This is a genomic window from Herbaspirillum sp. BH-1 (genome assembly GCF_002870055.1).
Classification (GTDB): Bacteria; Pseudomonadota; Gammaproteobacteria; order Burkholderiales; family Burkholderiaceae_D; genus Herbaspirillum; species Herbaspirillum frisingense.
Genome location: NZ_PKOI01000025.1, coordinates 38643 through 59934, shown reverse-complemented (window position 1 = coordinate 59934; position 21292 = coordinate 38643). Strand labels below are relative to the sequence as shown.

Genomic DNA, 21292 nt, shown 5'->3' with positions numbered 1-21292 from the left:
AAGTGAAATTCCAACGGCTAGCGTCGTCATGCAAATTCCGCCAGCAGGCTGGCGCCGCCGGGGAACCGAACTGACATCGCGCCGTATCTCGCAATCAGAGAAACCGGCAGCCGCCAGTGACATGCAACGACACATCCGCATAGAGAAAATATGAAATTGTTTTGCACGGGTGCTGATTTTTTATGAATAAATCTCGTCCTTTGTGAATGTCCTGGCGAAAAATTTTGGAATAAATTAGCGCTCCGAATAAATGATTTGCAGCGCTACCGCCGTGGAGCATCTCGCAGCCGCTCCACCAATAAAGCCATGAGCAACGCTCTCGCCTTCCTCTCTCATCGTCGACGTCATCGGGTGTCAGCCCCAGTGTTCCGTCCACATCCGTCGAGAGCACAAATCGGATGCGAAGCCACCCACCTCAATCACTGCCGTCGCCGCGAATCCGCAAGACAGAACCGCTCTGCGTTGCGGGACTGATCGAATTAGCTCGGGAACAGAATGGCAAGCAAGGAAGAAATTCAATCCATAGGTCGGCAAATCGGCTTCATGGTTGGAACGATGTGAAACAGGTTTCAGCTATTTCTGGAACCCGATCACCCACCTCATTTTTGATACGACGATATGTTTTTTGCGCGAGAAGATAGCCTTGGTCTGCTCGAAACTCAGGACGGCCTGAAAGTCACCGCTGGCTCGTCTTACGAACGGCTGAGTCACGCGGGCATTGTCCCTGGGCAGTTCCTCGCCATCGCCTCGCCTGACTGGTCCACCAACGGCACTCAGGAATTTGTCCTCGCGCGATTCCTGCAAGTGACGGCACGTCGTGATGACCACACCACCACGTGCAAATTGCATTGCCGTGTCATGGGCAGCTGCCGCGTCGACCAGCGCAGCGGCAGGCTGTCCTACTATGCCGGACTACCGGCCTATGGTGCGCTGATGCTCTCGCCCTCCTGCGCATGCTACGTCCTGTCCGAGCCCATCCTGCGCGCCCTGCTGGCGCTATCGGATGACGTTGGCGAAACCTTCGAACTGGGCCATGTGCGCTGGGGCGAACATACCAGCAAACCTGCGTACCCGATGCCGGTGGCCATGAGCGTCAATGAGGTGGTGGGCAAGCGCACCGCCATGTTCGGCAAGACCCGGCTGGGCAAATCCAACGTCGTCAAGCTGCTCATGCAAGGCGTGCTCAATGCCACCCGCGAGAGCGGTCAAGTCGGCCAGCTGGTGTTCGACGTCAACGGCGAATACGCCAACGACAATCCCCAGGACGGCAATTTTTCCATTGCCTCGGCCTACCCCGAGCGCGTCCAGGTGTACTACCTCTCGACCCAGCCACGCGGCAACGGCGAGTTCCTTCGCTATAACTTCTACGACATCCCGGAAGCCGCCCTGACTATCTTCTCCGAATTGCTCACGCCCTCGGTATTGGATATCCCTGAGGTGCGCAACTTCCTGATGATCCGTTTCCCCGCACTATCGGCGCTGAAAGGCGGGCGCACCCATGACAGCGCCGTCGCCTTCCGCAAGCTTTGCCTGTTCTGGACGCTGCTGCAGGATTCAGGATTCGATCCGGGCGAGGCTGTCTGCGCCGAAATCGCTACACGCGGACTGATCAATGTGGGCTTCACGCAAGCGCTGCGCATGGCAGCCTGGCAGGCGATCAAATCGAAAGTGCCGCCGCCGATGCCCACCAGCTTCCTCGAGATGACCGAGGAGATCCGCGTGCTCTCGGCCTTCGCACTCAAGTATTCAAACGACCCCAACCTGCGCGTGGGCCGCACCGAACTGTTCGACGAAGAAGACCGCGTGGTGCAAGAACTGCTTTGCCAGACCAACGGCGTGGGATCCTACTTCCTGCGCGAATGCCTGCAGTTCCACTCCGCCAACGCCAGCGATTTTCTGCACGACACCCTGCGCGCCATCGACACCGGCAAGACCGTCATCATCGACCTGGGCGCGGCCAATGAACGCATCGTGCGCTACTTCTCGCGCATCATCTCCACCGCCGTGTTCCAGCAGCAGGAACACAAGTTCATCACCAACACCCTGGCCGGGCGCTTCGTGCAGATCTACTTCGAAGAAGCGCACATGATCTTCCCGGTCGAGGCCGCCGGCAAGAACACCACCGACATCTATGCCCGTTTCGCCAAGGAAGGTGCCAAGTTCGGCATCGGCATTGTCTATTCCACCCAGTCGCCGACTTCGGTCAGCTACTCCCTGCTGACGCAGACCGAAAATTTCTTCATCGGCCATCTCTCCAGCGACATCGATGTCGATGCCCTGGCCTCGGTGCAAAACCTGTTTGCTGCCGTCAAGGACGACATCCTGCAATTCCGCCTGCCCGGCTTCATGCGGGTATTGAGCTATTCCCGTCGCTTCGTCTTGCCGATCCAGGCGAAGCGTTTCGATCCACGAGAAAGGAGATAGACCCGTGAGGAAATAAATCGCCAGTCCGACGATAACGACCATGCAACACAGATCAAGACGGACAAGTCCGCGAAACTGCGTCGGCGCCCTGCTTGCCTGGCCCGAGCACATCGCCCGCCTGTATTGGTCATCCCATGTTTTATCACCAGAGCCGTCCTTTCAGACGGCATTAACGAAGTTCAAGGAATACTAAAAATGCTTTACTCCCCTCACGCAATACACAAGACGCGCCCCCTTCCACGTACGCAAAGCGGTTTCACCATTGTCGAACTGTCAGTGGCTGTTGCCATTGCCGGCGTGCTGCTGGTCTCGGCCATTGCGCTGGTGCAGGTGGTGCTGCGTCAAACGCGGGCCAATGACCTTGTAAGTAGCATCCCTCGCACGCTAACGCAGATCGACAAAATGTACGCCCGATCTGCCAACTTCAACGGCCTGACCACCCAAGTGGCCATCGGCTTTGGCGCTTTCGATGGTGCCTTCGACATCACTGGCCCTGCCAACAACAGGGTGGCGACTCACCGATTTGGCTATCAGACGTTGGCTCAGGCCGCAAATAATTTCCGTGGTCCGACAGCAGCGGCGGGAGGAGCAGCGGCGGGAGGAGCAGCGGCGGGAGGAGCAGCGGCGGGAGGAGCAGCAGCAGGAGGAGCGGCAGCAGCACCGCCAGACGCCTCTGCCTATGCCGTGATATATGCCGGCATTCCCCGTGCAGCATGTGCCGATGTAGTGAGCTCCGCTGCCGCATCCGGTGTTCTGGGTCTGCTCGTCGCACCAGAAGCTGTCGTCGGCACACCAGCATTCACGGTGGACAACGCGCTAACCCTCAGAATGGCCATGTTCGAGGGGACCGTCACTGCGCCCCCAGCAGGAAGTGTCCGGGTAAAAGGTACCGTCAATAACAGCGCACTGGATGTTGCTGCAATGTCCGGTGGCACAGCATGCGGGACCAACAACGACACAGTGACCATCGCCATGGTCAACTGGAAGTAAGCCTTACTTGATGTCGATCTTCCCCTGCAGCGATGACCTGCTGGGGAAAGATCGGAGTTTCCCAATGAAAATCCATCAATCCGGCTATACGCTGGTAGAGCTCTCCGTGGTTGTGGCGCTGGCCGGCATGGTCGTGCTAGGCAGTATTGCGGGCGCCACATCGCTGCTCCGTCAACAAACAATCAAAGAACTCTCGGCGCAGAATGGCGACGCCATCCAGCGCATCACCGACGTCTATGCCCAGTTGCCCAGCTATGACGGCCTGTCCTTGCGACAGGCAGTGTCCTTCGGCGCATTCAACCGGTTCGTCATCACCGACCGCGCCACCGACAAAGTGACCGTGACCCATCCATTGCGCGGTGCCGTGGGTGTGGCACCGCTCAATGACGCCCCCGCTTTGATCTGGGGCTTGTATATGGATGCCATCCCGGCGGAGCTGTGCGCCGACCTATTGTTCCATTCCGCACCGATTGCGGATGCGCTTGTGGTCTTTCCCGGCGGGATGGGTGCCCCGAATGGCTGGACCCGCAATTTCACAGTCAATACGAACGTACCGGAAATCGCCATCAGCGCAGGTTTCAGCGTTGCAGCTCCGCGCATCGCCAAGAACCTGACCCAGGATCTTGTTCCCACTGCGCTTGCGAGTGCATGCCAGGATGCTGGTAGCAATGTCGGCGTGCTGTTACTGAAATCAAAACTACGATGATTCCTTTCTTCCTACTTCGACGGCTCGACACTGGACGCGTCCATGTCGGATCACGCCACCTGCCCTTGCTGCTGCGCCAGTGTGGTTTCACGCTGGTCGAGTTATCCGTCTCAATGGCTATTGCGGCCATTCTGGCAGTGGCTTCGCTGGAGATGCTGCGCCAGCAGCTGGATAAGGCCCAGGTAGACTCCTCGTCCCATTTTCTGCAGCAAACGATGATGTCACTCCAGAATTTCTTTGTGACCGCTGACGGCAACACGCCGATCGACAACCGCGCACTGGCCAACGGCGCAGCCGTGGCCCGGCAATACGTAGGTGCCGGTGCCGGCACGGCTCCCGTGATCACCAACCCATGGGGTGGCCAAATATTCCTGGGTCCGTTAAACGGGGGGGGCAATGCCAACTGGGTATTGCAGGTAACAGGTCTGCCCATGCGACTGTGCACGGACATCACACAGAGTCTGGAATCGACGCTGAATACCGCTCAACTAAGGCATGCCCTGGCCGGCGCGGCACATGGTGGCGGGAACATCGCGACTTCTGCGCTGGGCTCGGTCGAGCTGAATCCAAGCCGCGCGCTGACCACTATGCTGGCCGACGTATATGTGATCAAGGCCGACCCTTATGCCCCTCTCAGTCCCGCCGCCCTGAGCGACCTGTGTGAGATCAATCGACCTTACTTCACCCTTTTCCTCACCGGTAACAACCACGCTCTCTAAGCATGACATGACCATATGAAAAAAGTCTCAGCCTTCCTTATCCATCCCGCCCGCGTCACCCTCCTGGGTCGTCAATGGTTTCCCCCTCTTGTGCTGATGGCTGCCTGCCTTCCTGCCCACGCCCAGCAAGCGGTGGAACAAGATCCAGCCAAGGCGGTGACACCGGCAACCAGCCGGCGAGCCTCGGTCTGGCTGCCTAATGGAGCATCCAGTGCCCCCGATCTGTCCGACGGCATCGGGATCTCCGCAATAGAGCAGCATCCCGACCCAGGCGTGCAGCAATGGCAGGTGCGACGTACCGACATCTCTGTGCGCCGCATGTTGCAGCGTTGGGGGCAAGAGGCTGGCTGGCAGTTGGTATGGGATGCCCCTCGCGATTTCCCCATCGAGACCGAGTTGCAGTTGTCGGGCCGTATCGAGCAAGTCGTCAGCGTCGTGATCGAGTCGCTGGCCACCACCGACTATCCGGTGCAGGCGCGCATCAACAGCGAGCTGCGGATCATCCGCATAGGCCGCTATCTGGAAGGCAAGGCCCGCTGAGGCCTATCAAGGTAACTTATGAACATCGAACAGCTCATCGCCCCCCCGAAGCGGTACCCTCTTGTGGCGGTGCCGCGTCTGCAGCAAGGCCACCGTTATGCTCGCTCGCTTCCCCTGCTCTTAGGCATCAGCGTCCTGTGCACCGCGTGCAGCACCTGGCGCCAGGCCGACCAGACCCTCGACAAAGTCGTCAACCGGACTGACAGCTCCCGTGCCGATCTGACCACGGCCCAACCGCGCCCGGCCTATGCTGTCAAGGACACCCGCTTGACCATCGCCACGCGCTCCGTGCCGCTCTCACGCGAAGCGACCCTTCCAGACGCGTTGCGCCAGGTAGCCTTCCGCTTCCCGGGACGTTATTCCGTGGCCACCATTGTCGAGCGTATCGCCAGCGAGACCGGCGTGCCCATGCTACTCACACCAGACGCCCTCATGCCGGCTTCGCGCTTCGCCGTCGGCGGCACGGCCGGCGAGGCGCTGGCAGCCGCTGCCTTGCCGCTTCCGGGCGCTGCCTCGCGGGGCAGCGCGGGTGAGAAAAGCGCCTTTGGCGAAAAGAGTCTAAGCGACCTCAACTTCAGTAGCCAGACGTATGGCAACACCTTTGAACTCAATTACGCCGGCACGTTTGCGGGCCTGCTGGATTACGTGGCCGTGCGCGCCGGTTTGCAGTGGAAGTACGAAGACGATCGCATCCTCTTCTATCGCGTCAGCACCCGCACCTTCTTCGTCAAGACGTTGAGCTCCTCCTTCAAGTACACCGCCTCGCTGTCGGCCTCGACTGGTGGCGACGGCGGAGGAGGTGGGGCTGGGGGCAGTTCGGCCAGCATGGACTTCGAGTCCGACTTCTGGGGCGGTATCGAAAAGACCCTGAGTTCGCTGATCTCCGGTGGTGGTAAATTTTCGGTCGACGCCAAATCGGGCGTGATCACGGTGACCGATGCTGCCGAGCCGATGAAGGCGGTAGAAAATTACATCGAGCAAGTCAACAAAACATTGATGCGTCAAGTCAGCCTGGAAATCCAGGTGCTGTCGGTACATTTGAACGACGAATTCTCGGCCGGCATCGACTGGAACATGGTGCGAAACAGTTTCTCGTCAACCACCCCCGCAGCGCTGTTGCCCAGCCAGTCCGGCAGCCCCTTCACCATCGGCTACCAGAACGGCAACGGCACTAACGCGATGATCAAGTTGCTCAAGACGTTTGGCCGGGTCTCGACCACCTATTCGGGGGTCGCCGTTACCTCCAACCGGGTCTCGGTACCGTTGATGGTGGTCAACCAGCAGGCTTATCTGAAACAGACCCAGGCGGCGGTGGTCGCAGGTGGGCAGGTAGGAAGCGTCACCACCACCGGCCCCAGCCTGACCCCGGGCCAGATCAGTACTGGCATGTCCCTGGCCTTCCTGCCGGTGGTACTGGATTCCAACCAGGTCCTGTTGCAAACCTATATCAACATCTCCAGTCTGAAAGGGCTGCCCTCGTTCAGCTCAGCTGGCCAAACCATTCAATTGCCTAATGTGAGCGCCTTCACCGTGGGCCAGCGCATGGTGGTGCCCTCGGGTGAAACGCTGGTCATGCTGGGGTATGACCAAGCCCAGACAAATTCCAGCAACAGCGGCAGCGTCGATGGTCTGGCAGCCAGCAAGACCGCTTCCAATGTCCGGCAATCCTTCGTGATCCTGATCACCCCGCGGCTGACCGATGTTTAAGACTCTACTCAAAAAGAAAACGGCCCGCCGGGCCAAGCCGGAAATGGATCACAGCCGCGTCTTCCAGAAGAACAAGGTGGCTCTCGTGGCCGGCCTGCGCTGGGTGCCACTGAACAAGGGCGAGCGCAGCAAACTCTTCAATGAGGCCCGGGCCGAGGGTGAGCACAGCTATTGCATCACGCCTGATGGCACACAGATCGGCTTCTTCACGTCCAACCCTGGCGGGCACGGCAAGGGGCGTGGCGCACTGGCCTCGCTGGCACTGCTACTGAGCCGGAACTGTTCCCACGGCGGCGAAGAAATTTTCGCCTTTCATGTCGATGCCAGGCGAAGCTGCCTGATCGTGCTGCGGGACGGGCAGCCGGTACCAGGGTTTGATGTCATCGGCAACGCCGAGGTGGTGAGCGAACGCATCAATACCTTCCTGCAACTGACCGACGTGGGCTCGGTGCGGCGTCTGGGCGCAGTCGATCTGCTTGGCAATGTGGAAGAGATCGACTGGGACCTCGTGCTGGACGAAGTCACGTCCAAGGTGCGTCTGAAGAAGATTCCCGACATCAGGCAAATCGTCGCCTTGCTGGCGGTGTCGGCCATCGTGTTCGTGGCCGGCTTCGGGGCGGTCACCTATAAGCTGGCCCGCGACAAGAAGCTCGCCGATGAGCAAGCACGCATCGCCAGCGATCCCAACATCGTCTACGAAAGCAAGATTGACGTTGATCTGGCGGCCGTTACCGGTATCGGCCAGATCAGCCTGCAGCGAATGGTGGGTGGCATGAAGCAAATTCCACTGCAGATCAATGGCTGGCGGCTAAACAAGGTGGAATGCACGCCCGCGCTATGCAACGCCTCGTGGATCCGCAGTTACGGCAATTTTGCCGAATTCGGGCATGCACTGCCGCAGTCGGCAATGGGCCAACCGCAATACGACGTCTTTAGGCCCGACGATCTGACAAGAGCACAGCTCGTGACGCAACATCGCCTGGAAAATCCTGCGACCGGCAACGCCCTTCCGGCCGCAGCCCCTCCACCACCGAAACTGACACGCGGCGCGCTGCCGCTTCGTAGCACAGTGTCCTCGAAGTTCTTCAGCACCTTACAAGATCTATCAATCGCGGACATCAAGGTCCACGTGGAACCGGCAATACTGTTCGCCGGACAAGGAGATGTCAACCAGCTGGTGCGCCCGGTGGTCAACGCCGCCTGGAGCATCGAGGGGCCGCTATGGACCCTGGAAGACATCGTGCTGGAAGACTACGTGACCATCGATAGCTTCACCGTCGAACTCGACACGGACAAGGTTGCTACGCCCACAGAAAAGACCCGTTACAAGCTCTCTGGAAAATATTATGCAAAAGGTAAAGACTTCTAATTTGCCGCTGATGATTACGTTCATCGCCATGCTGCTGGGCGTAGTGCTGCCCTCTCACGCTACGGACGCGGTGGCCCAGACCAATGAGAGTGCCACTCGCCTCGACCAGAGTGCCACTTTGGGCGACATGATCAAGCTGGCCAAGCAAGCAGGAGAACGGGAGTTCGCCGCCCGAATCAATCCAGCCAGCAAGAGCCCCACCAAGGACGCTCAAGCTGAGCCCCAGGTGGAAAGGAGTCCGGTGCTGCTGGCCCTGTACGGTATCGACCGCAATTACAAGGCAGAACTCGACGTCAATGGCCAGACACGCGTAGTGCTGGTGCCTGGACCGCTGCGTAAGATGGGACCTTGGAAATACATTACGCTCATGGAAGAAGGTGTTCTGCTGACCAAGAGTCCGCAGGATCGCATCAAGGCTGGTAGCACAAGAAATGGCACGACAGTGCAAGCCTGCCAGCAACATGAAACTTGCCTGTTCCTCTCCGTCCCCAAGGGCAGCGACGATTCGCGCTCGCAACTCACAGCCGACTCGCAGGCACGTCATCTGGCTAGCCAGTTACCGGGCGGAGGCCGCGCCGCAGCGCTCGAATTCGGTGGCAAGCCCCAGAATCCGGGCGATCGTATCAATATGGGTAATACGACACCGGCCTCACGTTGATCCCCCGGGATGACCGCCATCAACATGCTCCCCGAAAAAAATCAGTCGACGGGCCTGGAAATGGCCCATCTCCGACGCGCCGAGGAACTGCCGCAGTTCCGTAGCGTGCTGGAGATGTGGCCGGCCGAAAAATACCGCACTTTCAACCAGGAGCGCATCGCCGCGCTGAACATGGAAGCGGGCCTGATTGCCATGCTTGCCACCCGGGGCGTGAACCTGTCCTCGGAATGGTTCCACATCCTCGACCGCCTCAAGCGCGACGGCAAGACACCACGCATGTTCTTCACCGCCGAGCCTATCGTCTTCGAGGTCCTCGACTATCAGGTCGCCGCCAACCATGAGGCGGCGGCGACCAGGGCGGTATCGGGGATTGACCTGATCATCGCCGAATCCAAGCCCTTGAACTACTTCGCCGACATGGTCGGGCGCGCCATCGAAATCGGCGCCAGCGATGCCCATCTCGAGGTGCGCGGTGACCATGCCACGCTTAACGCCCGCGTGGATGGCGTGATACGCCGCATCGGCAGCTATCCGGCACAGATCGTCATCGATGCCGTGAGCGCTGCCTTTACCGTACAGGCCGAGGAATTGTCGCGCTCGGATGCGGCGTTCAATGCCCGTCTGCCGCAGCAGGCCATGATCCCGATCCGTAACAAGGACCGCGATTTCACCCTGCGCTACCAGAGCCATCCCTCGGTGGGCGGTTTCGATGTGGTGCTGCGGATCCTGCATTCCAGCGCCAGTTCCTCCAGCAAGGTCAAGACCCTACCGGAACTGGGCTACCTGCCCAGCCAGGTGGAGCAGCTGGACCTGGCCATGCAATCGGCCTGGGGCGGTGTGTTCGTGGCCGGCGTGACCGGATCGGGCAAGACCACCACCCTCAACTCCATGCTGTCGATGCTGGCGGCCGGTGGAGAACGCAAGATCATTTCCATCGAAGACCCGGTCGAGTACATCGTGCCGGGCGTGACCCATCTCTCGGTGCAGCGGACCAATGCCATCGGCGCGGAAAACCCTTTCCTCAACGCCATGCGGGCCTTTCTCCGGCTGGACCCCGATATCGGCATGTTCGGCGAGGTGCGCGATCCGCTCTCCGGCGAAATCGCCCAGGCCGCCATCGAGACCGGCCACAAGATCTTTACCACCGTGCATGCCACCTCGGCCCTGGGCATCGTCTCGCGCCTGACCTCCAAGATGGTGGGACTGGACCGGCATGCCGTCTGCAATCCGGAATTCCTGTCCATCCTGGTCTATCAGGCGCTGCTGCCCAGGAACTGCCCGCATTGCAAGCAGCCCGCCAGGGAACGCGTGCCGGCCGAGGAGTTGAACGCCTACGAAACCGTCTTCGGTCTCGACATCGACCAGATGATGTGCGCCAGCGACAGCGGCTGCGCCCATTGCCGCATCCCCGGCGTGGATTACAGCGCGCTGACCCACGCCGGCACCCGTGGCGTATGCGTGGCGGCCGAGGTGATCACGCCCGACAACGACCTGCTGCGGCTCTTGCTGGCCGGTCGCGACCTGGATGCGCGTGACCACTACCACGCCACCCGTGCAGGCCCCTTCGATGCCCCGGACATGCGCGGCAAGGCCGCCTGGGGCCATGCCCTCTACAGCCTGGCCCAGGGGCAGATCGACCCCTATTACTTCAAGACCACCTTTGGTCATCCCAAAGGATTCCGCCAGATCGTGCAAAAGGGAAGCTCATGAATCTATTTGAACGCCTGCAACTGAGCATGGCCAAGCGCCAGCTGCGCGCACGCCGGGCCGAGTTCTATTTCGACCTGGCCATGTCGCTGGAAGACCGGGTGCCGCTGTTTTCCACCTTCAAGAAGTACGAGAAGCGCGCCCGCAAGCGCGACCGGGGCATGGCCCTGCTCTACCGCCACATCCTCAGGAACGCCATCAACGGCTCCCTGGCCACGGCGCTGGAGGGCGTGGCGCCCACCTCGGAACTGATGATGCTCGATGCCGCCCAGACCGCTGGCGATGCCAGCGTGGCCGAGGGCCTGCGCTTCCTGTCCGGCACGGTGGAAAAGACCGAGCGCATGACGGCTGCCATCAAGGGCGCGGTGATGTATCCGCTGTTCCTGATCGCGCTGTTCTACACCATCTTGCTGGGCTTTTCGTTCTACGCCATTCCGGTGCTGGAATCGATCATGCCCGTCACCGAATGGCCGGCCTCCGGCAAGGCCCTGGCCGCCGTTGCCAACGGCGTGCGGCATTACGGGTTGCTGATGATCGGGCTCAACGTGGTCCTGTTCATCGCCTTCATGTATTCACTGGCCCACTGGGCCGGGAGAAGCCGACGACCGTTCGACAAGCGCCTGCCCTACAGCGTCTACCGCGACTATTCGGGTGCCATGCTGATCGTCTCGCTGGCCTCGCTGATGCGCTCGGGCATTTCCCTGCGTTCGTCGCTGGAGCAGGCGGTGCGCTATTCCACCCCGTGGATGCGCTGGCATGTGCGCAGCATCCTGCGCGGCATCAGCTCGGCCAATGCCGAAAACTTCGGTGCCGCCTTCGGCACCGGCGTGCTCAACCAGGACCTGGAAGACCGCATCATGGATGCCTCCGAACGCCGCGACCCGGTGGAAGCCTTCGTCAAGATCGGCACCGGCTCCATCGACCGCATCGCCACCTCCATCGAAAAATCGTCTGCCCGTCTCAACAGCGTGATGCTTCTGCTCTGCGGTGTCGCGCTGGCCTCCATGCTGCTGGGCTTCATGGCGACCACGCAACAACTGCAGAGTGCCGTGCAAAAGAAAACCCAACAAACCTCGCAGAGGAACTGATGACTTCCCTACTTCATCGCATCGCGCAGCAGCTGCTGTGCTTCCCCCGGTACAGTCTTCTCCTTGCCCCCCATCGGCACCCACGGCGCGCCCCCTACCGCCGGCAACGCGGTTTCGCACTTGGCCAGGCACTGGTGACCACGGCCATGCTGGGCACAGCCGGCGCGGTTGGCACCGACTGGGCTTCGCAGCAACGCCAGACCGCCGTGCTGGAAGCACAGAATGCGATCTATGCGCGCATCAACAATGGTGTCGGCGCGTATATGACGCTGTACTATCCGCACATCATTGACCGTAGCACCTATCCTGACAGCTGCGCCAAACCGAACTTTGCTCCGCCTTTCAGCAGCGACAAGCGATGCAGTTTCGAGACCACCTACATTGATGCCGCTGGCGTCAGCCAGCCCCACAAGATCAACAACATCCTGCAGCCGACACTGGCCGACCTGCAGATCCTCGGCCTGGTGGACCAGCAGATTCCTGCCGCGCCACTGCTGCCGGTGAACGCCACGGTGGCCACTGGCCCAGCCGTCGGCAGCGTGCCCGCTCCCAATGGCAACATCTATAGCATTCTCATTCGACATACGCCCGCTGGCACGGATATCAATCTGGATTCTCTGGTCTTCAACGTGCAGCCCTATGCACTGGTGCAGGCGGACATGTCCGCGCTGCTGCGCATGTCCAACGGTGTGGGTGCAAGTTCGGGGTTACCCGATCGCGACGCCACCACCAGCAGCATCAATCCCCAGTTCGATCTGAAAGCCTACGCCGGTGCCTGGAGCGCGACCAATCCGGTGCAGCAGCTGGTGAAAAACGTCACTACGGGCGTACCCGGCATCCTGGCGTGGCGCAATGGCTACGCGGCAGCCGCCACGCTGGAGCTGATTCGTCGCGATGGCTCGCTCAAGCCAACGGCAGACTGGGATTTTGCCAACCATTCCATTACCAATTTGGATCAGGTGAACGCCAAGGGCATGAACACGACCACCCTGACCAGCGACAGCGTGACCACCGGCACCCTGACAGCCGACAAGGCCGCCAAGCTCAACAGCACACTGGATGTCGCAGGTACGCTGACGGCACTGGGCAAGATGGTGGTTCAGGGCGCCACGGATATCCAGTCCCTGGTGGTCAATGGGGAGGCCACCTTCAAGGCACCAGTGAAGATGGATAAATCCCTGGAGGTGTCAGGCCAGTTGAAAGCCAACGGCGGCGTACGCACCGGCAACCTTAACATCGAGAATGGCGCCCAGTTTTCTAGCAGCGGCGCCCGTCTCCTCGCCTATGGGAATTACGTCACAGTGGGAATGGGCTGTCTAGAGAATCTCGCCTTGGCGCAAGACAGCAACGGCCGCCTGATGATGTGCACCTCCAACTACTGGGAGGCGGCCAACAGCAACTATGGCCTGAGCCAGGTCAAAGCTGGCGACAGCTGCAGCCCGGACGGTTCAGCCGCCTATCTGCCCAACGGCCTGATGGCCATCTGCAGGGAACATAAATGGCAACCTGCAGCCATGGGCAGCCAGGTATCGGGGCAGCCCTGCACCACGAAGGGCATGATGGCTGCTGAAATCACGGCGCAAGGTGTAGCCAACCTGCTGGTCTGCCAAGCCAGCAGCAGCGGCGGCCTGGCGTGGTCGGCCAGCATCTATGCGCGCCCGAAGGCGGAGGTCGCCAGAGAAGGGGACAGCTGCAACACCGATCAGATCAATGCCTTGGCAAGTAACCGCAATGGTGATGAGTCGGGCATCCTGCGGTGCACGTCCAACGGCAGCGGTGGTGCGCAGTGGAGGATGCCGTTCAAGAAGCTGACAGAAGAGATCATCGACCCCGATGAATATCTGGCAGCCGATTTTCACTGGATGGACTGGCACATCAATCAGCTCGGTTCGTGGTGGTGGGGGCAGGCAATTACCGGAAAGGTCACCCTGAAACATTTTAAAAATGGCAAAGTCATCAATAGCTGGGAAAACACCAAACCACTGATCGGCGAAGACGATGGACTCTATGCGCTTGACCAAGCGGCCGGTGGGAAGTATCCCAACGAGAATTTCAGCCGTGTGCGATTCCACTTCAGCTACATGACGCCCATGGAACCGTCGGAATGGACCGAGCCAATGTTCAGAAGGCCGGCCTTCACCTGCATGAATTGCTATCTCGACGATGATGGGCGGGTCGGGAACCCGAAGAAGCCGAGTGGCCCTGACCGACGAGAAGTCTTTTTCGAACCGATGTACCTCGAATTCAACTTCTATAACGATGGTGGAGGCCGAAATGGCGAAATCCACTACTACCAGCTCATCATGTTCAAGAAAAAACGCCGGACCTACCTGACCACCGAATAACGATGCACGCTGCCGAATTGATGTTGATCCTGCTCTTCCTGCTCCTGGCCTATGGCGGCCCGTTCTTGCTGGGCTACCTGTACTTCCGCCTGCGGCGCGCACGACGGGGTGACGTACCAGTCGCTGCCTTCGGTCGGACGCGCTCTGCCGCGCTACCTGTGCTCTGCGTGGTGACCTTGTTGCTGGCCTTTGGACTCGGTCACTTCCGGGTGCTGAGCTACCCCGGCGCCATCATGCTGTCGATGCTGCTGGGGGCGCCGGTGTTCTTCCTCAGTGCCGCGCTCGTGGTCGAGGCCAGGCCCTCCGCCCCGGAGGAAGAGGGCTGAATGTACCGTCCCTATAAAGCCCTGATACTGGGCGCCACGCTGGCGAGCACCTTGTGCGCCGCTCCGGCGGGGGCGGCCAACCTGTGCTTCGAACAGGCGGGGGCGCGCTATGGCGTGTCCCCGTTGATCCTGCAGGCCATTGCCCAGCAAGAGTCAGGCATGAATCCCAGGGCACTGAATCGCAACCGCAACGGCACGCGCGACATCGGCATCATGCAGATCAATTCCAGCTGGCTGGGATTTCTGGCGCGCTACCGCATCAGTGAATCTGACCTGCTTGATGCTTGTACCAACATCCATGTCGGCGCCTGGATACTCGGTTCCAATTTCCAGCGCATGGGTGTGAGCTGGGAAGCCCTCGGCGCCTACAACGCTGTCAGCCCGGAAAAGCGCGCCCGCTACGCCACCCAGGTCATCGCCCGCCTGCGCCATCTGCTCAGAGAAGCCAGGTAGTCAGCGGTGCGTCGGCACCGCTTCTCCCCTCCCCTCAAGGAACACGCATGTTTGGATTGGCCCACGTGCTTTTCGCCGACACCAGGTTCGTCATCAGTGCTACGGCGCTGGGCGGACTCTTCATTGGCAGCTTTCTGAATGTACTGATCTATCGCCTGCCATTGATGCTGGAAGCGGCCTACGCTTACCCACACGAGCAGGAATCACTGGGCGCAGGACAACTGCCCTCGACACCAGTGACGCTGGCGACACCAGTAGCGCCACTGACACTGGCCACGCCCCGCTCGCATTGCCCAGCCTGCAAGCGCCCGGTACGCCCCGTCGAAAACATTCCGGTCCTCAGTTACCTGTTCCTGCGCGGCCGTTGTGCCGGCTGCCAGGCCCGCATCCCGCTGCGCTATCCCCTGATCGAACTGGGTAGCGCCCTGCTCGCTGCCGGCGCCGCCTGGCACTTTGGTCCGACGCTGCAACTGGCGGGCGCATTGCTGCTGCTATGGGCGCTGACCGCCCTCTTCTTCATCGATCTCGATCACCAGATCTTGCCCGACTGCCTTACCTTGCCGCTGCTCTGGCTGGGACTTTTGTTCAATTCGTTTGCCGCCTTCGTTCCCCTGCGCGAGGCCGTCTGGGGTGCGGTCGCCGGGTATGCGGCACTGTGGAGTATTTTCTGGATCTTCCGCCTTTTCACCGGGAAGGACGGCATGGGTTACGGCGACTTCAAACTGCTCGCCGCACTTGGCGCCTGGCTGGGCTGGGCACCACTGCTGCCGATCATCGTGCTGGCGTCGACCGGCGCAGCGGTGGTCGGGCTGTGGCAGATGCGCCTGCGCGACACCGGCCACGAACAGATCATGGCCTTCGGCCCCTACCTTGCTGTCGCGGGCGCGGTGGCGCTGTTTTGGGAAATGGGGCGGTGGGTGGGTAATTTGATGTTGATCTGAGCCTGTTACCCGCCAATCTGGTCAATGAGTGACTCAGAAAGATCTCGATGGTGGCCTCTCTTATCCGCATTAGGACCACATGGAAGAACTATTCCTTCATTTTCTCCGATCGATTGTTGAAGTTGCATACCTCGTCTTTACGCGCGCCTTCCAATGGCCGCGTCAGTTCATGTGGCTAAACGATGAAGGACACTTCATCACAAGATATCTCGTATCGTTTATCGGTGGCTGCATTACCTCCGGCCTCACACTCTTTCTAGTGGAGCAGCTATCTATTCGGCCCCACAAATTTCTCACTATCACCTTGTTTGCAGGGCCATTTGGGGCGGCATGCCTTTTCCAAGAAATTGGCCGCTATTACATGAGCATGGATTCGTCCTACCCTCGTGGTTACTTTTCGCAAGCACTTTGGTACGCACTAGGTTTCGCCTCCATGAGATTCTTCATTTTCCCCATTTGCGCCATGATCGCCCACGCGTATCGCTAGCAAACCATGGCAGGCAACGGCCACGCGGGGCCGTCTTCGAAGTGCGATTCAACCCGGCAGCGTAGGCCCGGTCGGCGTGACGTCGATCTCGCGCCGTACCACCGGTTCGCCCTCGCTGAGGCGGAACACGCTGACCATCTGCATCAGCTGACCGGCCTGGTTCTGCATTGAGGCGGCGGCAGCCGCCGCTTCTTCCACCAGCGCGGCGTTCTGCTGGGTGACCTGATCCATCTGGGTGATGGCCAGGTTGATCTGCTCGATGCCACTGGTCTGCTCGGCGCTGGCGGCGCTGATCTCGGCCACGATGTCGGTCACGCGGCGCACGCTGCTGACCACTTCCTGCATGGTGTTGCCGGCCTGTTCAACCAGACGGCTGCCGTCATCGACCTTCTCCACCGAGTCGTTGATCAGTTCCTTGATTTCCTTGGCGGCCGAGGCCGAACGCTGGGCCAGGGAACGCACTTCCGAGGCCACCACCGCAAAGCCCCGTCCCTGTTCACCCGCACGCGCCGCTTCCACGGCCGCGTTCAAGGCCAGGATGTTGGTCTGGAAGGCGATGCCATCGATTACGCTGATGATTTCCACGATCTTGCGCGAGGAGGCGTTGATGGCGCCCATGGTGTCGACCACCTGGTTGACCACGCCCCCGCCCTGCTCGGCCACGGCCGAGGCGGAATGCGCCAGCTGGCTGGCCTGGCGGGCGTTGTCGGCGTTCTGGCGCACCGTGGAAATGAGTTCTTCCATGGCCGAGGCGGTTTCTTCGAGCGAACTGGCCTGCTGTTCGGTGCGCGAGGACAGGTCCAGGTTGCCGGCAGCGATCTCGGAGGAGGCGGTGCTGATGGTGTCGGTACCGGTGCGCACGTTGGAGACAATGCCGCGCAGGCTGTCGTTCATGTCCCGCAGGGATTGCAGCAACTGGCCGGTTTCGTCACGCGTACTGACCTGCACCTGCGCCGAGAGGTCGCCTTCGGCCACCTTGCGCGAGACGGTCACGGCCGTATGCAGCGGCTTGGTGATGCCCAGCGTCAGGTAGCGCGCCAGTACGATGCCCAGCAGCAGGATCAGGCCTTCCAGCACCAGGATCAGTACCCGGCTCTGGGCGGCGATGTCGTCGATCTCCTTGGCGGTGTCATCGATGTCCTTGCGCTGCAGATCAACCATGTCGCGCATCAATTGCTGGTACAGGGCAGCGGCCGGCACGAAGGTCTTGTCCAGCAACTGCATGGCCTCGTCCATCTTGCCCTCGGCCTTGAGCTTGACGATCTGGTCGCGCGAGGACAGGTAGATCTTGCGCTGCTCGCCGATCTTCTGGAACAGCTCCTTTTCGCGAGGCGTCACCAGCAGCTTCTCCACCCCCTTCTGGTATTCGGTGGAACTGCGCGTCGATTCGGCTGCCTCAGCGGCGAAATAGGGGCCCAGCGAAGGGTCGCTGCTCTTGGCGATGGCCAGCGTACGGCGAATGCCGGCCGAGAGATTGGTGTACCAGTCGCCCATGAGGCGCTCGGTCTTGAGCGGATCATTCATCATTTCTCGGGTCGCGGAGGAGACCTGCTCCAGTCGCCACAGGCTCATCCCCGCCACCACGACGGAAAAAGCCAGGATGACGGCAAAGCCGAGCGTGAGGCGTTTGCCAATATTCATATTGCCTAAGATGTTCATTTGAGATCCGTCCCGAGTGAAGCACCTGACAGGTACTCCCCCATTAGTTAGCATGCTTTCATTATTCTTTTGACCACGGCAACCCCGATCGCCGCTGCCTTGCACTATGGCACGCGGGATCAGGCTGGACAAGAAAGCAAAGGGCAGAACACACGGGCAATGCGGCCTCACTTCCCACGGGCGGCGCGCTCGGGACGGCCACGCCTCAGCCGCCGGGAATACCGCTCGAAGTGATCATCATTTCCGCCATCGCCGACGCGAAACGGGGATCGGACAACAAGCCGACATTGAAGCGTGACCAGGGTACGTCCTGCTCTGGATCCACATGGAAAATGCTGCCCGGCGCCAACACGATATGGCGCGCCATCAGGCCCTGGGCCAGCTGCCTGGCATCCGGGAACGCCGGAAACCTCGCCCACAGGTACATGGATTGCTGCGGCGCGCAGAACAATTGCGCACCCAGTTGCTGCAACTGGTGGCAGGCGGCCTCGGTGGCCTGGGTCAGGCGATCGCGCAGGCGCGCGGTGTGGCGGCTGAAGTGGCCGTCGGAAAGGATCACGTCCAGGGTCCGCTCGCAGTATTCGGAACTGCTCATGTGGACCAGCATCTTGATGTCGGCAAGATCGCTGGCCAGGTCACGATGACAGGCAATGAAGCCCACCCGCAAGGCCGCCGAGACCGACTTGGAAAAGCTGCCGATGTAGAGCGTGCGGCGCAACTGGTCCAGTGTCGCGATACGGGGCGCGGTGGCCGGCTTGAAGTCGGCGAAGGCATCGTTCTCGACGATCAGGGCATCGTAGCGGTCAGCCAGTTGCAGGATCTTGTGGGCCTTGTGGGGCGAGGTGTCGGAGGCGGTCGGATTGTGCGCCAGCGACTGCGTGAAGAACAGCGGCGGCTTGCCCGGCAGCTTCAGTTCTCGCTCCAGTGCATCCACGTCCGGCCCGTCCGGCAGGCGCGGAATGCCGACGATGCGCGCCCCCGAGAGCTTGAGCTTGCCATAGAGCATGTAGTAGCCCGGCTCATCGACCAGCACCCGGTCACCGGGGCGCACGAAGTTGCGGATCACGATATCCAGCGCCTGGTTGGCGCCGTGGGTCAGGACGATCTGGCCGGTGCCGGCATCGATGCCGTGCTGGGCCAGTTTCTGTACCAGATGCTGGCGCAACGGCAGGTAGCCGAAACGGCTGCCATAGCCGAACAGCGCACCCATGCCGGTGCGCACCACTTTCTGGTGGAACTTGTCCAGCCGTACATCGTGCAACCACTCCACCGGCGGGAAACCATCACCCAGGCGCAGATGGCCGGGGTCGTGCTTCAACTGTTCGCGCATGAGCCAGACCACGTCCATGGCGCGGCTCAGACTGCCCTCCTCTTCTTCCTTGGGGCGCGGCGGTGTCGTGCAGACGAAGAAACCGGAACCGCGCCTGGGCTCCACCACGCCCTGGGCCGTCAGTTCATCGAAGACGTTGACGATGGTGTTCTTGGCGCAGCCGTGCCGCGCCGCCATCTCGCGGATCGACGGTAGCCTGCTGCCGGGCGGGTGCAGGCCTTCGGCAATCTGGCGGCGGATCAACTGGACCAGCGTGCTGGTGAGGGTGGGCGCGTCAGCCATGACGATGGGTCTCCGGCGAGGCCCCTGGCGGGCCCGTGGGTGGGAAAATATGAAGATTCTTGCTGCAATGCAAAGGGATTGTCTTGGGTACAGTTCACTTGCTGTTGGCCACAACTGTACCCATGCGTAATGGTACACGCTTGCTATCCTGCCTGCGCTGCCCGGACAAGGCTTCCTCGCCCGGGCTGACGATACCAACGACAACCAGTGAGACAAACGCATGCGCAATGACACCCTCCCGGGTGCGGCCCCGGATTCCCGCCTGCCCGGCTTCCGTTCCCTTGCTCCCGCCGAGCGCCTGGCCGAGGTAAGCCGGCTGGCCCACCTGGATGAAGCCGAGCAAGCCCTGCTGGGACAGCCCGGCGGCCTGCCGCTGACGACCGCCAACGGCATGATCGAAAACGTGGTCGGCACCTTCCAGCTGCCGCTGGGCGTGGCCGGCTACTTCCAGCTGAACGGCCGCGATGTGCTGGTCCCGATGGCGGTAGAAGAACCGTCGGTGGTGGCCGCCGCCTCCTTCATGGCCAAGCTGGTACGCGCCTGTGGCGGCTTCCAGACCTCCAGCAGCACGCCACTGATGCGGGCGCAGATCCAGCTGATCGGCGTGGGCGACCCGCACGGGGCGCGGCTGGCCATCCTCAAGGAACGCCAGGCCATCATCGACATCGCCAACAGCCGCGACCAGTTGCTCAACCAGCTGGGGGGCGGTTGCCGTGACATCGAGGTGCATGTCTTCCCGGATACCCGCCGCGGCGCCATGGTGGTAACCCACCTGATCGTGGATGTGCGCGACGCGATGGGCGCCAATACCGTCAATACCATGGCCGAGGCAGTGGCCGGCCATATCGAGCAGATCACCGGTGGCCGGGTGCGGCTGCGCATCCTCTCCAACCTGGCCGACCTGCGCCTGGCGCGGGCGCGGGTGAAGGTCTCGGCCAAGGTGCTGGCCACCGACCAATACAGTGGCGAGGAAGTCATCAACGGCATCGTCGATGCCTATGAATTCGCCGCCGTCGATCCTTACCGGGCGGCCACCCACAACAAGGGCATCATGAACGGCATCGACCCGGTGATCGTGGCCACCGGCAACGACTGGCGGGCGGTGGAAGCCGGTGCCCATGCCTATGCCTGCCGCCAGGGACGCTACACTTCGCTGACCCATTGGGAAATCGCCGCCGACGGCGACCTGGTGGGCACGCTGGAAATCCCCATGCCGGTGGGCCTGGTGGGCGGTGCCACCAAGACCCATCCGGCCGCCCGTGCAGCGCTGAAGATCCTGCGCGTGCAAAGCGCCCAGGAACTGGCCGAAGTCGCCGTGGCCGTGGGCCTGGCGCAGAACATGGCGGCGCTGCGCGCGCTGGCCACCGAAGGCATACAGCGCGGCCACATGGCGCTGCACGCCCGCAACATCGCGCTGGCGGCCGGTGCCGAACCGGCGGAAATGGACTGGCTGGTGCAGCAGATGGTCGCCAGCCATGACGTGCGGGTGGACTATGCCCGCCAGTTGCTGGCGCAACGTCGCCAGGGCTGAGGGGCAGTACGGTAATCACGAACCACGAGC

19 protein-coding genes are annotated in these 21292 nt (G+C 61.2%); 16 read left to right on the top strand and 3 right to left on the bottom strand.

Annotation, left to right across the window (positions count from 1 at the left end):
• Positions 1-573: 573 nt before the first annotated feature.
• Entirely contained in the window at positions 574-849 is a 276-nt protein-coding gene (locus tag HBH1_RS22655) for a hypothetical protein (RefSeq protein ID WP_102664474.1), read from the bottom strand.
• Between the two features lie 9 nt (positions 850-858).
• On the opposite strand from HBH1_RS22655, the gene HBH1_RS22650 reads away from it, so the two are divergent.
• From HBH1_RS22650 to HBH1_RS22580, 15 genes are all read left to right on the top strand, one after another.
• Positions 859-2424 (top strand): ATP-binding protein, encoded by a 1566-nt coding sequence (locus HBH1_RS22650; RefSeq protein ID WP_102664473.1) that lies wholly within the window; start codon positions 859-861, stop codon positions 2422-2424.
• 195 nt (positions 2425-2619) lie between these two features.
• Entirely contained in the window at positions 2620-3414 is a 795-nt protein-coding gene (locus HBH1_RS22645; RefSeq protein WP_102664472.1) for a PulJ/GspJ family protein, read from the top strand.
• A 64-nt stretch (positions 3415-3478) separates the two neighbouring features.
• Complete coding sequence (locus HBH1_RS22640; protein WP_102664481.1) at positions 3479-4120, top strand: PulJ/GspJ family protein; 642 nt, start codon at positions 3479-3481, stop codon at positions 4118-4120.
• On the top strand, positions 4117-4839 hold the full coding sequence (locus HBH1_RS22635; RefSeq protein ID WP_199181641.1) for a type II secretion system protein: 723 nt from the start codon (positions 4117-4119) through the stop codon (positions 4837-4839). Before HBH1_RS22640 ends, HBH1_RS22635 begins: the two co-directional genes overlap by 4 nt.
• 15 nt (positions 4840-4854) lie before the next feature.
• Complete coding sequence (locus HBH1_RS22630; protein WP_102664471.1) at positions 4855-5379, top strand: TcpQ domain-containing protein; 525 nt, start codon at positions 4855-4857, stop codon at positions 5377-5379.
• A gap of 18 nt (positions 5380-5397) precedes the next feature.
• Positions 5398-7086 (top strand): hypothetical protein, encoded by a 1689-nt coding sequence (locus tag HBH1_RS22625; protein ID WP_102664470.1) that lies wholly within the window; start codon positions 5398-5400, stop codon positions 7084-7086.
• A complete protein-coding gene (pilO2, locus tag HBH1_RS22620; RefSeq protein WP_102664469.1) occupies positions 7079-8455 on the top strand; it encodes a type 4b pilus protein PilO2 in 1377 nt (458 codons plus the stop codon). Before HBH1_RS22625 ends, pilO2 begins: the two co-directional genes overlap by 8 nt.
• Complete coding sequence (locus tag HBH1_RS22615; RefSeq protein WP_146012891.1) at positions 8433-9113, top strand: hypothetical protein; 681 nt, start codon at positions 8433-8435, stop codon at positions 9111-9113. Before pilO2 ends, HBH1_RS22615 begins: the two co-directional genes overlap by 23 nt.
• Positions 9114-9173: 60 nt before the next feature.
• Positions 9174-10823, top strand: a complete 1650-nt coding sequence (locus HBH1_RS22610) for a GspE/PulE family protein (protein WP_158243319.1) — start codon at positions 9174-9176, stop codon at positions 10821-10823.
• A complete protein-coding gene (locus tag HBH1_RS22605) occupies positions 10820-11908 on the top strand; it encodes a type II secretion system F family protein (protein WP_102664466.1) in 1089 nt (362 codons plus the stop codon). The genes HBH1_RS22610 and HBH1_RS22605 overlap by 4 nt, the downstream gene beginning before the upstream one ends.
• Positions 11908-14253, top strand: a complete 2346-nt coding sequence (locus HBH1_RS22600) for a polymer-forming cytoskeletal protein (RefSeq protein WP_146012890.1) — start codon at positions 11908-11910, stop codon at positions 14251-14253. The genes HBH1_RS22605 and HBH1_RS22600 overlap by 1 nt, the downstream gene beginning before the upstream one ends.
• Positions 14254-14255: 2 nt before the next feature.
• Positions 14256-14579: a hypothetical protein gene (locus tag HBH1_RS22595; RefSeq protein WP_102664464.1), complete on the top strand. Its 324-nt coding sequence runs from the start codon at positions 14256-14258 to the stop codon at positions 14577-14579.
• Complete coding sequence (locus HBH1_RS22590) at positions 14580-15032, top strand: lytic transglycosylase domain-containing protein (RefSeq protein ID WP_102664463.1); 453 nt, start codon at positions 14580-14582, stop codon at positions 15030-15032.
• A gap of 47 nt (positions 15033-15079) precedes the next feature.
• Positions 15080-15973, top strand: a complete 894-nt coding sequence (locus HBH1_RS22585) for a prepilin peptidase (protein WP_102664462.1) — start codon at positions 15080-15082, stop codon at positions 15971-15973.
• A 79-nt stretch (positions 15974-16052) separates the two neighbouring features.
• On the top strand, positions 16053-16460 hold the full coding sequence (locus HBH1_RS22580) for a hypothetical protein (RefSeq protein WP_102664461.1): 408 nt from the start codon (positions 16053-16055) through the stop codon (positions 16458-16460).
• A 48-nt stretch (positions 16461-16508) separates the two neighbouring features.
• Here HBH1_RS22580 and HBH1_RS22575 read toward each other — a convergent pair whose 3' ends face one another.
• Together HBH1_RS22575 and HBH1_RS22570 are read right to left on the bottom strand one after the other, a co-directional pair.
• Positions 16509-18119 (bottom strand): methyl-accepting chemotaxis protein, encoded by a 1611-nt coding sequence (locus HBH1_RS22575; RefSeq protein WP_102664460.1) that lies wholly within the window; start codon positions 18117-18119, stop codon positions 16509-16511.
• Positions 18120-18324: 205 nt separating this feature from the next.
• Complete coding sequence (locus tag HBH1_RS22570; protein WP_102664459.1) at positions 18325-19731, bottom strand: aminotransferase-like domain-containing protein; 1407 nt, start codon at positions 19729-19731, stop codon at positions 18325-18327.
• Between the two features lie 220 nt (positions 19732-19951).
• Between HBH1_RS22570 and HBH1_RS22565 the strand changes: the two genes are divergently transcribed.
• Entirely contained in the window at positions 19952-21262 is a 1311-nt protein-coding gene (locus HBH1_RS22565) for a hydroxymethylglutaryl-CoA reductase, degradative (RefSeq protein WP_102664458.1), read from the top strand.
• Positions 21263-21292 lie beyond the last annotated feature (30 nt).

Coding starts and splice junctions, on each gene's coding strand:
- HBH1_RS22655 (WP_102664474.1), bottom strand. CDS start 849: ATGCAATTTGCACGTGGTGGTGTGGTCATCACGACGTGCCGTCACTTG.
- HBH1_RS22650 (WP_102664473.1), top strand. CDS start 859: ATGGGCAGCTGCCGCGTCGACCAGCGCAGCGGCAGGCTGTCCTACTAT.
- HBH1_RS22645 (WP_102664472.1), top strand. CDS start 2,620: ATGCTTTACTCCCCTCACGCAATACACAAGACGCGCCCCCTTCCACGT.
- HBH1_RS22640 (WP_102664481.1), top strand. CDS start 3,479: ATGAAAATCCATCAATCCGGCTATACGCTGGTAGAGCTCTCCGTGGTT.
- HBH1_RS22635 (WP_199181641.1), top strand. CDS start 4,117: ATGATTCCTTTCTTCCTACTTCGACGGCTCGACACTGGACGCGTCCAT.
- HBH1_RS22630 (WP_102664471.1), top strand. CDS start 4,855: ATGAAAAAAGTCTCAGCCTTCCTTATCCATCCCGCCCGCGTCACCCTC.
- HBH1_RS22625 (WP_102664470.1), top strand. CDS start 5,398: ATGAACATCGAACAGCTCATCGCCCCCCCGAAGCGGTACCCTCTTGTG.
- pilO2 (WP_102664469.1), top strand. CDS start 7,079: ATGTTTAAGACTCTACTCAAAAAGAAAACGGCCCGCCGGGCCAAGCCG.
- HBH1_RS22615 (WP_146012891.1), top strand. CDS start 8,433: ATGCAAAAGGTAAAGACTTCTAATTTGCCGCTGATGATTACGTTCATC.
- HBH1_RS22610 (WP_158243319.1), top strand. CDS start 9,174: ATGGCCCATCTCCGACGCGCCGAGGAACTGCCGCAGTTCCGTAGCGTG.
- HBH1_RS22605 (WP_102664466.1), top strand. CDS start 10,820: ATGAATCTATTTGAACGCCTGCAACTGAGCATGGCCAAGCGCCAGCTG.
- HBH1_RS22600 (WP_146012890.1), top strand. CDS start 11,908: ATGACTTCCCTACTTCATCGCATCGCGCAGCAGCTGCTGTGCTTCCCC.
- HBH1_RS22595 (WP_102664464.1), top strand. CDS start 14,256: ATGCACGCTGCCGAATTGATGTTGATCCTGCTCTTCCTGCTCCTGGCC.
- HBH1_RS22590 (WP_102664463.1), top strand. CDS start 14,580: ATGTACCGTCCCTATAAAGCCCTGATACTGGGCGCCACGCTGGCGAGC.
- HBH1_RS22585 (WP_102664462.1), top strand. CDS start 15,080: ATGTTTGGATTGGCCCACGTGCTTTTCGCCGACACCAGGTTCGTCATC.
- HBH1_RS22580 (WP_102664461.1), top strand. CDS start 16,053: ATGGAAGAACTATTCCTTCATTTTCTCCGATCGATTGTTGAAGTTGCA.
- HBH1_RS22575 (WP_102664460.1), bottom strand. CDS start 18,119: ATGAACATCTTAGGCAATATGAATATTGGCAAACGCCTCACGCTCGGC.
- HBH1_RS22570 (WP_102664459.1), bottom strand. CDS start 19,731: ATGGCTGACGCGCCCACCCTCACCAGCACGCTGGTCCAGTTGATCCGC.
- HBH1_RS22565 (WP_102664458.1), top strand. CDS start 19,952: ATGCGCAATGACACCCTCCCGGGTGCGGCCCCGGATTCCCGCCTGCCC.